10 protein-coding genes are annotated in these 13,092 nt (G+C 32.4%); 4 read left to right on the top strand and 6 right to left on the bottom strand.

The features are described from left to right. Positions 1-306: 306 nt before the first annotated feature. Positions 307-1,038: a DNA/RNA nuclease SfsA gene (gene sfsA / locus F6K15_RS00810; RefSeq protein WP_293055886.1), complete on the bottom strand. Its 732-nt coding sequence runs from the start codon at positions 1,036-1,038 to the stop codon at positions 307-309. Positions 1,039-1,709: 671 nt separating this feature from the next. Between sfsA and F6K15_RS38010 the strand changes: the two genes are divergently transcribed. From F6K15_RS38010 to F6K15_RS00800, 3 genes are all read left to right on the top strand, one after another. Continuing rightward, a complete protein-coding gene (locus tag F6K15_RS38010) occupies positions 1,710-1,817 on the top strand; it encodes a sulfotransferase (protein WP_363267036.1) in 108 nt (35 codons plus the stop codon). A gap of 452 nt (positions 1,818-2,269) precedes the next feature. Beyond that, a complete protein-coding gene (gene murJ, locus F6K15_RS00805; protein WP_293055883.1) occupies positions 2,270-3,889 on the top strand; it encodes a murein biosynthesis integral membrane protein MurJ in 1,620 nt (539 codons plus the stop codon). A 1,460-nt stretch (positions 3,890-5,349) separates the two neighbouring features. Then, positions 5,350-6,072 (top strand): hypothetical protein, encoded by a 723-nt coding sequence (locus F6K15_RS00800; RefSeq protein WP_293055880.1) that lies wholly within the window; start codon positions 5,350-5,352, stop codon positions 6,070-6,072. 148 nt (positions 6,073-6,220) lie between these two features. On the opposite strand, the gene F6K15_RS00795 is transcribed toward F6K15_RS00800, so the two are convergent. Further along, positions 6,221-7,633 carry a DUF4403 family protein gene (locus tag F6K15_RS00795; RefSeq protein ID WP_293055877.1) on the bottom strand — a complete coding sequence of 471 codons (1,413 nt, stop codon included), beginning with the start codon at positions 7,631-7,633 and terminating at the stop codon, positions 6,221-6,223. Positions 7,634-8,361: 728 nt separating this feature from the next. Further along, a complete protein-coding gene (locus tag F6K15_RS00790; protein ID WP_293055874.1) occupies positions 8,362-9,525 on the bottom strand; it encodes an MFS transporter in 1,164 nt (387 codons plus the stop codon). A gap of 64 nt (positions 9,526-9,589) precedes the next feature. On the opposite strand from F6K15_RS00790, the gene F6K15_RS00785 reads away from it, so the two are divergent. Then, entirely contained in the window at positions 9,590-10,516 is a 927-nt protein-coding gene (locus F6K15_RS00785) for a sulfotransferase domain-containing protein (RefSeq protein WP_293055871.1), read from the top strand. Positions 10,517-11,266: 750 nt separating this feature from the next. Here F6K15_RS00785 and F6K15_RS00780 read toward each other — a convergent pair. The 3 genes from F6K15_RS00780 to F6K15_RS00770 all read right to left on the bottom strand — a co-directional run bounded on the left by F6K15_RS00780 (position 11,267) and on the right by F6K15_RS00770 (position 12,980). Further along, positions 11,267-11,857 (bottom strand): Uma2 family endonuclease, encoded by a 591-nt coding sequence (locus tag F6K15_RS00780; protein WP_293055868.1) that lies wholly within the window; start codon positions 11,855-11,857, stop codon positions 11,267-11,269. 249 nt (positions 11,858-12,106) lie between these two features. Continuing rightward, positions 12,107-12,253, bottom strand: coding sequence for a hypothetical protein (locus F6K15_RS00775; RefSeq protein WP_293055865.1), 147 nt, complete (start codon positions 12,251-12,253; stop codon positions 12,107-12,109). A 457-nt stretch (positions 12,254-12,710) separates the two neighbouring features. Continuing rightward, positions 12,711-12,980, bottom strand: coding sequence for a hypothetical protein (locus tag F6K15_RS00770; RefSeq protein ID WP_293055862.1), 270 nt, complete (start codon positions 12,978-12,980; stop codon positions 12,711-12,713). Positions 12,981-13,092 lie beyond the last annotated feature (112 nt).

Below are 13,092 nucleotides of genomic sequence, written 5' to 3'. Positions count from 1 at the left end.
AGTAGTAAATACTAAGAAAAATTGTTAATTACTTATAAATTTTCAGATTCATGTAGAATTTCATGTTCATAGCCTAGATGATTACAGGTTTTAATCAGTATTGAAATGTTTTGGTTCATAATTGAAGAGGGAAGAAGGCAGAAGGGAAAATTGCTTATGGATAGTATTCTACACGGCACTTCGTGTCTACAAACCCCACAGAATTTTAAACAACCCCGTTGACAACTGATAACTGATAATTGAAATGACGGTGGGATACTAAACCAGCAAAATCAAAGATAAATTAATTAATCAATATAAAACACCCTAATTAATAAATTCCGCCATACCTAAATAGCGAATTTCTTGAGGAGTAACTTCAAATCTACAGGGCAAAATTTCTACCCCTTCTTTAACAGCTTCTCTCAATATTTCACCATAATCAGGGTCAGCAATATCTCCCGGGGAAAACTGATAACAATCACCACGATTTATAAAAAATAAACATACCGCCCTTTCCCCTTCTTTTACTACTTCAATTAATTCTCGCAAATGCTTTTGCCCTCTTTCTGTAACAGTGTCTGGAAATAAAGCAAGTCTTTGATTTGCCCAAGTCGTATTTTTTACCTCAAGATAAATATTTTGACTATCGCTAATTAACTTAAAATCTACCCTACTTTTTTTATCTTTTCCATAAACAACTTCTGGTTTAACTTCACAATAATCTCCCAATTCAGGAAATAAATATTCTGCCAAAGCTAACTTAATAATTCGATTAGGTAAAGCCGTATTAATTCCCACCCAAGTCGGTTCATTATCCATTACTTGAATTAATTCCCAAGTATAAGCCAACTTCCGTTTAGGATTATTACTATGAGAAACCATCACAGGACTACCAGAAGCACAAACTCCTTTCATCGGACCTGTATTTGCACAGTGAGCAGTAATAATTTCCCCAGACTTTAACTCTATATCTGCCAGAAACCTTTTATAACGTTTAATCAAAATACCAGATTCAAGTGGTGGGTAATTGTAAGAAAAAATTTGAGAATTATTCATAATGATTTAGTGATAAATTACCTGAATTTTAATCGGGAAAAAATTTAAACATTCAGCTATTAGCTGTCAGCTCAAGCGCAACAAGAGTCTCTCCTTAAGGATAGTTTTTAAATTAATATAGACTTTAAGGGCAAGGGAGCCAACTTTTGTAGTAAGACAATTAATAAAGCTTTGATCGTAAACTAAAAGCAATACCTATTTGCGTAGCATCCCGCAGGGAAGCGCTGATAGCTGACGGCTGAATGCTTACGAAAAAATTGATTATAAATTGTCAATCAGGTTACTATGGGAATAAAAAAACAGGTTATAGTCATTTAACTTTAGATTGAGACAAAGCTTTCTTGGTATAAGAGAGTTTCAGACGAAAAAACGTCTCATTTTTAAGTTAAACAACTATATTAATAAATATTCCTGAAGAATTTATCATATCTCATAATATAGTAATATCCTAATATTGTATTTTGATAATTAAGTCGATAATTATGATTTCGTCAATATGTATAGATATGAAAAATCTAGCATATTATTGTTTGTAAAAAAAATTGAAAAATATGAATCTTTTTATGACTGCCACAGAAACAATCAGTACATTACTCAAAAATCCTTCTCGCCTACCTAAAAATGTTATCTGACATTTTCCTAAATCAAAATCTCATCAAAGACATATATTTGTGTTTGGTGCTCCTAGAAGCGGGACTACTTTAATGAAATTAATACTAGGAGCACACCCAAATTTAACTGGTCTTAGTTATGAAACAGGTATATTTATGTATAAATAATTATTTAGTATACCATTTTCTGAAATTACTAAATCAGAAATAGAAGATATTCAGAAACAATCGCAAGATATTGTAGATTATTTTGACAGATTTAAAAATAGGAATAGCTTAATTATTACTTGATAAAAAATAGCTAAAATCACTGTCAAAAATCAGAGTTTTTTTCTAATAGCCGAAATTTACTTTTGACTAACTAGCTTCCCAATTAAAATCAAGAAAAGTGATACATTACAGCTCTGCATTTCTCGTAGTAAAAGTTAACTTCACTAGAAGTCTAGGTAGTAGAAACTAAAAAAATGTTTGCTAATCCTAATAATTTTAATTCCTCTGGAACTTCTAGCTAGTCTATGTCTGAAAATTTACTTTATACACAATAGATATCTCCGGTTTCCTATCAATTAATACCGAATCGTGATTAAACTTAATTTAAGCAACATTACTATATTGTAGTCGTGTCTAAATCAGAATCACAAAAATCTTCTCGTTCCCTAGCAGGAATAGCAGGTATCGTAGCAGTAGCCACATTAATAAGTAAAATATTTGGCCTAGTACGTCAACAAGCGATCGCCGCCGCCTTTGGAGTAGGTGCCGCAGTGGACGCCTATAACTACGCTTACGTCATCCCGGGTTTCCTATTAGTCCTATTAGGAGGAATAAACGGACCATTTCATAGTGCCATAGTAAGCGTCTTAGCAAAACGGGATAACTCAGAAGCAGCACCACTAATAGAAACCATCACAACCTTAGTCGGTGGAGTCCTACTATTAGTCACAGTAGGTCTAATTTTTTTTGCCGATCCTTTAATTGACTTAGTAGCACCAGGTTTAAGCCAAACAACAACAGGTCTAGAAATTCGAGCGATCGCCATTCAACAATTTCAAATTATGGCTCCAATGGCTTTATTAGCAGGATTAATAGGTATTGGTTTTGGCGCCCTTAATGCTGCAGATATATATTGGCTACCTTCCATTAGCCCACTATTTTCTAGCGTAGCTTTAATAGGAGGAATTTTTATCTTAGCCCTACAATTAGGGGAAAAAATTATTCAACCAGAAAATGCCATGAGAGGAGGTTTAATTTTAGCCTGGGGTACCCTCATCGGAGCAATATTACAATGGTTAATTCAAGTTCCCGCATTGTGGCGAGCAGGTTTAGGAAAATTACGTTTAAGATTTAATTTTCGACACCCAGGAGTACAGGAAATTACCAAAGTAATGATACCCGCAACCTTATCTTCTGGAATGTTACATATTAATGTTTATACAGACTTATTTTTTGCTTCTTATATTCCCCAAGCTGCTGCTTCATTAGCTTATTCTGGTTTATTAGTACAAACACCTTTGGGAATTATTTCTAATGTTATTTTAGTTCCATTTTTACCAATATTTTCTCGATTAGCTGCACCGGAAAATTGGCAAGATTTAAAATATAGAATTCGCCAAGCTTTGGTATTAACAGGAATTACAATGTTGCCTTTGAGTGCAATTATGGTGACATTAGCTTTGCCTATTGTTAGGGTAGTTTATGAGCGTTATGCTTTTGATTTATCAGCTTCAAAATTTGTCGCTTCTGTATTGATGGCTTATGCAGTAGGAATGTTTTTTTATTTAGGAAGGGATGTTTTAGTTAGGGTTTTTTATGCTTTGGGAGATGGAGAAACTCCTTTTAAGGTTAGTGTCTTTAATATTTTTCTGAATGTGCTGTTAGATTATTTGTTAATTAATGCTTTTGGCGCTCCTGGTTTAGTATTGGCAACTGTGGGAGTAAATTTAATTTCAATGGTAATTTTTCTCTGGTTATTAGATAGGAAACTCGGTGGTTTACCTTGGGGAAAATGGTTGATACTTTTTGCTGGTTTAATTACTGGAACTTTAGCGACAGGTTTAATTTGTTGGAGTGTGCTTTGGGGTAGTCAGTTGGTGTTGGGAACTGAGGGATTTTTTGTACAGTTATTGGAACTTGGTTTAGCAAGTTTTTCGGGGTTAGGTATCTTTGGTTTGATAGTAATGAAAATGAATTTGCCAGAAGTAGATATTTTTGTTACTCGAATTAGACAGAAATTGGGAATTTGACTTGATATCCTCCTAGCTTTTATCTTTTTTTCTCGACTAATAAAGCGATCGTCAGTTCAACTATTACCCATAAGTCAAAAGTTAAAAGTTAAAGGTATTTTTAACTAAGTCTTTCTGACAGAAACCTTTCCTTGAGAAAATGAAATTACTATTTCTCTATACGCAATAGTCAAAAATTTACCACGCACCTCCGGAGTGCTCAACAAAATGAAATTACTATTTCCCTATAGACAATAGTCAGAAATTTCGCAACTCATCTCCTGAGTGCTTAAGGGAATGAAATTACTATTTCCCTATACGCAATAGTCAGAAATTTCACAACTCATCTCACAGTCGGAGTTCTCTATAAAATGAAGTTACTATTTCTCTACCCGCAATAGTCAGAAATTTACAACTACTCTCTGAGTCGGAATTTTTCATTTCCTGAAGCTTCTACTTCCCTATAGACAATAGTCAGAAATTTACAACTTACCTCTGAGACTGAGTGCTTCAGAGAATGAAATTACTACTTCCCCATAGGCAACAGTCAAAAATTCACAACTCACTTCTGAGATTGAGTGCTTCAGAGAATGAAACTACTATTTCTCTATACGCAATAGTCAGAAATTTCACAACTACTCTCTGAGTCGGAATTTTTCATTTCCTGAAGCTTCTACTTCCCCATAGGCAATAGTCAGAAATTTACAACTTACCTCTGAGACTGAGTGCTTCAGAGAATGAAATTACTACTTCCCCATAGGCAACAGTCAAAAATTCACAACTCACCTCTGAGATTGAGTGCTTCAGAGAATGAAACTACTATTTCCCTATACGCAATAGTCGGAAATTTCACAACTCACCTCTGAAATGGAGTGCTTCATAAAATGAAATTACTATTTCTATATCCGCAATAGTCAGAAATTTCACAACTACTCCCTGAGTGGGAATTTTTTATTCCCTGAAGCTACTATTTCCCTATACGCAATAGTCGGAAATTTCACAACTCATCTCTGAAATGGAGTGCTTCAGAGAATGAAATCACTATTTCTCTATACGCAATAGTAGAAAAGGTTGAGAACCAGAAGACAGAAAAACCTTAAACTATCCTTTTTCATTCAAGAGGAACTAAGAAAGATACCAAAATATCCTCAACACAATATTTTGCAGTGGCCTAGAACGAGTATATATGAGCGCACCTTTTCCATTATATAATTTATACCATATAAAACTTTTTTTGTCAAGTAACTTCTATGTATCAGCCGTCATAAGAAGCAGGGAGTAGTGAGTCAGTGTTCAACTCTACTCCCGACACCCCTGTTCAAATTTAACTTACTATCCCATCCAGAAAAATCAACAACTCAACCAAAAATCACCAAAGAAATTAAATAAAATCACATAACTATTTCTCTTCCTAAATACCGACTCCTAGAATTTAGGATTTGTTATGATGTCAATAGTTAAATATCAAATCAAAAGTAGATATGAACACAGAACTTGGTAAAATTTTAGAAAACATTACTTTAGGGATAATTGCTGGAATTTTAACTAATTTTATTACAGCTTTAATAGTTAACTATTTTCAACCAGGTGTAGTAGCAATTAAACAATATAAAACCATTAGTACAGCATTTTTTATATTAATTACTCCAATAATTTTCAACTATTTATTGCAGAAACTGGATATTGATTGGAGTAAAATAGCATTAGTAAGTTTGATATCTATAATGTTATTAGAAAGCATTTTATTTAGTGCTTTTCCCACTAAAGAAATCAATATTAACCAATATGTAACACTCTATCCAGAATACTCAGAATACTTTGAGGGAGTTGATTTAAAGAGAACCGATCATAATAAGGTTTGGACACATGATGCCAAAATTGGAGTTTTGAAGAATCAATTGCACATATTACTCCAAGTAGAATGGAAAAAAGAGGAAAAAATGAAAGGTCTAAGAAGAAACTATGGAGGGTATATCTATTATCAAATGGATGTATCTGATAGTTTGCTTAGAGGAAGAACTGAAACGACAACAAAAATAATTAATTATTCTTTTCGGCCAGCTAGAGGAGTTTTATCTTACATCATAGGATTCATTGATACAGGATATCTCATCAAAAGAACAAATATAAGTGATTTGACCTCGAAAGTAGAAGAGATAGTTAAGGAAAATAGAATTTTAGAGAAGATAAGAGAGGGTAGATAGAGATAAAAGTTTAGGTAAACATTCAGCAGTCAACTCTCAGCAATAAGCTATTAATTTATTAATTTTGCCAAAAGAACTAATATAGATTTTTTTACTTTTATAGTGTATCTCATATTAATGAGATACACTATTTTTTCTTTCCTACTCTCTACTCCCTACTCCCTAAATTTAAAATAGCAGCCATATTTCCATCTGCTAATAAAACAAGAAAAATATCATTATTTGTCACAACAACCTTTTCAACTTCAATTTTTTTAACTTCAATATTTGCATCAATTTCAGGAGGCAACTTTATCTGCTGAATATATTTATTAGCTTCATCTTTAGCTCGATTCAATTCTTTGTCTAAAGGAAAAGAAAGACGTTCTTCAATTTGCTGAAGCAAAACAGGTTTCAAAAGCGAATCTGCTGTTGATAATAAAGCATTTTTTGTATCAACATCATAATCCAGTTCAACCACTTTCAGATTATTAGACTCTTGATCATAAAAAATCTTACCCCAAAGATATAATATTCCTTTTGCTCCCTGAAGCAAACTGCCTTTATCAGTCTTAAAATCAACCTTAACAAGAATTTTTTCACCCAATGGCGATAAATTAATTTCATTAACAATAACCTTCAAATTTTCATCAACAGACAAAGACTTACCCCTAACCTCAGATTCAAGAGTATTATTCAATTCATCAACAGAAACTTGCACAGGCAAACTTATTAAAAACTTATCTATTATCCGGTCTTGAATAATAAGATTAGGCAACGGCTTAAAATTAACAACAGGAGCTTCTTTACATATACAAGTATCCACAAACATCTTAATAGCAATTCCAGACTGAACATTTTCACCATCACTCAAATCAAACTCTTTAAAACTAACACTTTGTGGTTCAGTTTTAATCCAAATTGAAGGGTCTTGATTTACCCTTTCTGACAAATGCAAATTATTCCATTGTTTTGTTACTTCTGTCTTTAAGTTTAACTTTTCAACAAGTTCTGCAATTAATTTAGGCTTCTCTTTATTAATAGCCTTATCCACCTGTTTTTTCAGAATACTACGAATACTAATCGTGCCAACATTTTTTATTGGTACATCTGCTTTAGTTAAATTAGTCGATACATTTAGATTCGGTTGAATATTCCATTCATTATCTATTCCTAAAGAAAGATCGCCAAAAATTGTACCTGCAATATTTGTCCGCGCACTAACTGGAATTTTCGTAAAACCTAAATTAACTTTACCTTTTATTCTTGCAGTTCCTGATATTGGTACTGAAAAAGTTATCAGATTATTTTGAGTCCCAATACTCAAATCTTTGCGATTAATTTCGTAGGTAAGAGTATCATTAGAAAGCAAATCTGTAGGGTCAGCCTCTGTGCCAGAAAATGTCTGGGAAATATTCAAATTTAATGCTTTTTGAATATTAGTCAAAGGAATTCTTACAGGTAGATTTAATATACTTTCACTACGTTCAGGTTGTAAGGTATTAGCTGATCTCAACTCCGGCAGTTTAGGTTGAATATCTATTTCCTTAAAAGCTGCTCTCGAAGAAAAAATAATAATCATAATTAGTACAAATATTATTAAGATGAAAAATTTAATTATTCGTGGAATAGAGAATATTTTCATGGATTTTATTTGGATAAACTTTAAATATTTCAACTATGCTTTCTCCTATCAACTAATACCAAGTGTGAAAAAATAATGCGTAAGCATTCAGCTATTAGCATTTAGCATTCAGATGGATGAATATAATAAGTTACTAAAATTAGTTAGTTTAACAATTTCATCCATAACTTTTAATTCTACTGGAAAGACTACTTCCTCCTTCCCTGGGAGTTAATAACTAAAAGCTGATAGCTGTTTTGCTACGCGACATTTTTGCGGAGCATTCCCTATACGAAAAAGCGCAGCTCCTATGTTTCGCTACGCGACATGAAAAGCGCAGCTCCTCCGCAGGAGGTAAGAGGCTAGCTGACTGCTGAATGCTTACCGAAATAATTAATAATTAAACAATTAAATAATTAGATAATTTAGGTTTAAAGCCTCCCCTTTCAAGGGGAAAAAAATAAATCTTTTCCTTTTAGTCAATCCTCTTCCTTTTAGGGAAAGGTAATTATCCATTATCCATTATCCATTAATGAAAAGAATGCTATGCTTAGGTGACACTTCAATTATTAAGTAACTAACACAATCTTTTTAAACTTTTTGATAATTATTAACTAGGAACGGGTTAATTTTTATTATGTTTACTTCTCCTGTACGGACGTTCCCCTTTTTGTTATGCAACATCCCTACACTCCCCTACTCCCCCGCTCAGGAAAATGAGGAATTAACAAACCAATTGCAACAATTAAAATTAATCCTTCCAAAACAAATATTAAACTTATTCCCATTTTTTCAATCAGACTACCAGTTAAAATAAAGCCAAGAATTCCTCCGACTCGGAATGCAGTCCTAAACAAAGAAATACCTCTTCCCAAAAAATCTGGAGCAACTAAATCTGTTATTAGAGCAAAACTAGGACCTAAAGCAACATAAGACAAGAAAGATATTCCACAAGCAGCTAAATAAAATTGCCATAGAGATACCGCACTTGCAAGAGAGAAAATACCCAATGCACCTATTAAATAACATGAAATTAATATTGGTTTGTGACCAAATTTATCGCTCATCCAACCACTGAGAGGGGAGAAGAAAAAAGAAATACTAGCACTGAAACCCATCACAAAAGAGATATGTCTCAACAGAAAACCTTGCTGGTTCATTGCCAAAGAAATACCTAAATTACCCCCAAAAGAAACCAACCCCATTATTAAAGTTGCTATTAGCATCAATAAAAATTCTTTCGACCATTTTTTTGTTGACTGTTTAGTTATTGTTTCTGGTAAGGGAATATTAGAGAGAGGTTTATCCTCCAAAAATAATTCCGATAAAGCAAAAAAGCAGGAAAATAAACAGACAAATTTAAACATAGTCGAATAACCCCATAGATCGGCAATAGGACCAAATGTTAAACCTGCTAATAATCCAGCCAAAGCTGCTATAACAGAAAATATGCCAAATACTTTTCCTCTTTCCTCTGGTAGGCTCAATAAACCGACTAGAGTAAGATTAAGATTAATGCCAATACCGAGATAAAAACACCAAACAATAGCTGTCAACGTAGTAAGTTGCCAAATATTATTGACTTGACCCATCAACCAGAGAGCTGGAATACTAGCTACCGTACTAACAATAAGCAAAATTTTTTTATTTCCGAGTTTATCTCCTAACCAACCACCCAAAAAATTCCCACTAATTAAAACAATTTGCAAAAAAGACATATAGTAACCTACTAATTGGGAATTAGCACCTAAATATATTGCATATACTGGTAATAGAGGAGATAAACCTCTAGCTACCATAGCTACTGCAAGTCGATGTAAACCAAGGGCTAACATTTGTTTTTTATTCATCTTAAAGCTATAAAATTAAGCATTTTTTTTACTATCAAAAAATTCACTTATTCAGGTCGTTCAAATGAAAACTCAAGATTCTTCTTGGTATTGCATGGTAGATGGCATAGTATATCCTCAATTTGTTACTGAAGAAAAAGTAAATACTATGCTGACTCGCTTCAAAACCAGAAATGAAGATATTTTTTTTGTTTCTTACATAAAATCTGGCAATACTTGGCTAAAGCAGATTTTGTTACTTTTAACTCATGACGGCAATCAACCTAATTTAACTATGATGGAGGCTTTTCCCTGGCTAGAACTTTGTTTACCTCCATGTCTAGATCCTGCTAGAGAACATTCTTACGAATATTTTGAATCTCTCCCATCCCCTCGAATTTTAACTTTTCATGGCTGGCCTCATTTAATACCCACAGGAATGCCAAATACAAAATACATATTTCTACTTAGAAATCCTAAAGATGTTGCTATTTCTATGTACCATCATTTGAGAGCAAAAAAGAGTATATCTTATCAGGGAAATTGGGATGAGTTTTTTGAATTATATTTATCAGGTCAAGTTCATTATGGAAGTTGGTTTGATTTTCACTTGCATTGGGAAAAATTTTTATCATCTCGTCAACAAGTCTTATACCTTACATACGAAGAATTGCATAAAAATATCAAAACTTATTTGCGTCAATTAGCAGTTTTTTTGGAAATTAAAGTTTCAGAAGAAGTTATAGATAAAGTAGCAATTGGCAGTAGATTAGATGAGATGAAAAAAAATGATAAAGCTAATTGTAATTGGATGATAATTAATCAAAATGAAGCTCCACATTTAAGAAAAGGAATAGTAGGAGACTGGCGTAATTATTTTACAGATGAACAAAATCAACGTTTCAATGATCTATATACAAAAAAAATGTCTGACTCTAAATTTAAAGATTATTGGGATGAATCTATTTTAGGAATTACCCTAGAAGATTATTCATTAATGGATAATGGATAATTACCTCTGGTTAAAACCGTAACGGAATTGAATATAAGGAAATATTATTTCTTTTTTTCACCTTTATTTGGTCCGCGTTTTAACCTGATTAAATCTAAAAGCATTCACATATAAAGGTTGAGCGCATTTTTTAGTGAGAAAAAGTCCAAGCTTAATGGTCGTAATGGTTCAAAAAATTAGCATTTTAGGCGCATAGTTGCGCAGAATAATCCCTTGATTATTCTTCCTCCTACCTCCTCTATAATTCCCCTGACTCCTGTCTTCCCCTCCCCTCCTGGGAGGGGGAGGGGCGAGGGGTGGGTTATCTCCTGTCTCCTATCTCCTACCCTGACCCATAAGACTTTTTCAGCAAACCCTAATTATTAATTATTAATTATTCGGTCAATAAATAGAAGTAGAAAAATATATTTAATCCGACAGAGAAAGTCCGCGATCGCTCACGACATTCAGTACCCTGAAAAATTTTGCCCTGAGTTACGCTCGCCTTTATAAAATATAGAAATAAACTTTCTGTGATTCTCAAGAAACATCAACACTAAAGCGAGTTTTAGTTATGCCTAAAACTTCCTTTTTTTTTACTAAGATGCTCAACATTTTCAATCACAAGCAAAAAATCAAGAACGAGATTAGAGATGTATTTTTTCTTTCTCAGTTATATTGATCAAGAAATTTTAATGCTTTGAATTTAGTAGCGATCGCCTAATTTTTTGAGTAGTTAATTAAGTTAATTAGCCTCTGGATTATTTATGGCTAAATTTCCGATTCTAATTCAAAAGAGACATCTTCATAAAGGTCGGCTAAACTGCCTTCAAATTCAACACTTTTCAGTTGAAATACAGATTTTTCTGCCGTGTAAAATTCCAATATCCACAAACCATCTTCCCCACGCCGAAAACATTCTACTCTCTGAGATTTTGGATTAATTAAAACGTACTCTTGTAGACTTTCTAAAGTTTGATAATCAGCAAATTTATCTCCTCTATCAAAAGCTTCTGTAGAATCAGAAAGAACCTCTACAATTAAACAAGGAAAACTTTTATAATTAGTAGTTTCTTGGTCTCGTTTGTCACAAGTTACCATCACATCAGGATAATAGAATTTATTCTTATTCTTAGTTTCAATTCTAGCTTTCATGTCAGAAATATAAACTCGACAACCACGACCTCTAACGTGACTACGGAGCAATGCTGCTAAATTAAGAGATATTGTAACATGAGCATCACTAGCTCCAGCCATTGCATAAATTTCTCCATCAATATATTCATGTTTAATTTGGCTTTTATCTTCCATTTGAAGATATTCTTCGGGTGTGATATTAAAATTTTGGGGAGAAGCAATCATAGTTAAATATTTAAAATAATTTGATCTTTACAGTAACAGAAAAAAATTAAATTTTCCGTTTTGTAGTAATATGAAATGATTCCTGAAAAAAACTGTCGGGAGTTTGATCATATCAATCCCATTTTGGCTTGGGTTTGAAGACCAAACTACGATAAGATTTTACAACCTATTTAGGATTGCTATAGCATTCAAGATTTTGATAAAAAAAAGTATTTGCTATACTAGCTAGATTAATTTTTTACTGTGCAACTATGGTTGTAATTTAAGTTCTTGAGACATAGCTTTACAATTTTCTAACAGAAACCAATACAGCCAAATAAATAAAATTCTCAATATTAACCAAGGCGAAAAAGTCTGTTCTTGTATAGAATTCCAGAATAAAAAAGGCGTTTTCATTAATGGATAATTGATAATGGATAATTGATAATTACCTCTCCCTTTTAGGGAGAGGATTGACTAAAAGGAAAAATTTATTTTTTTCCACTTGAAAGGGGAGGCTTTTAACCATAATTATTTAATTATTTAATTATTAATTATTAATTATTCGGTAACTAACATCATTCCTATTCGTATCCATAATACTGTAGTTATCATTTTTGGTAGTTTCAAGAGAATTCTCTTTAACCAAAAAGCAAATATCAGAAAGAAAAATCCAAAAATTAGCTCAATTCCTAGTCCGATATAGAAACCGATTAACTCATTGACACTATATGTTGATCTTCCATATTCTATATAATTTCTTACTATTATAAATAACCCTACATTACCTATAAAAACTAAACCTATGCAGAAAAAAAATATTCTCAGCAAACCCAGTGTTATTGAACTCATTACACCCTTTTTTATTTGTATATTATTCCGGTTCACATTGTATTTTATTAAACCTGAAATAGTACTTTTTCACATTGTATTTTATTAAACCTGAAATAGTACTTTTAAAACTGACACTATAGTTAGCTACTTCGGCACTTTCACTAACTTCAAAATTATGAATAGAAGATAAAGTTAGCGAATTTTGTTGTTCAGAAATTATTTGATTATCGTAAATGATATATTCTTTACCACTCGATTCACAAATTAACTCTAATTCATGCTCTCCCACACTAAAACTAGTTTTAGGCATAACTAAATATTCCTTTTTTAACTAAGATACTTACCCTAAACTACTAAAAACTTTAAATCATAATCACAAATTAAGCAGGTAGCTATAAATACAAATTAAAATGAATAATCTG

It is taken from the genome of Okeania sp. SIO2B3, assembly GCF_010672525.1.
Taxonomy (GTDB): domain Bacteria; phylum Cyanobacteriota; class Cyanobacteriia; order Cyanobacteriales; family Microcoleaceae; genus Okeania.
The sequence above is the reverse complement of the archived record's forward strand: the minus strand, read 5'-3'. Positions and strand labels throughout refer to the sequence as shown.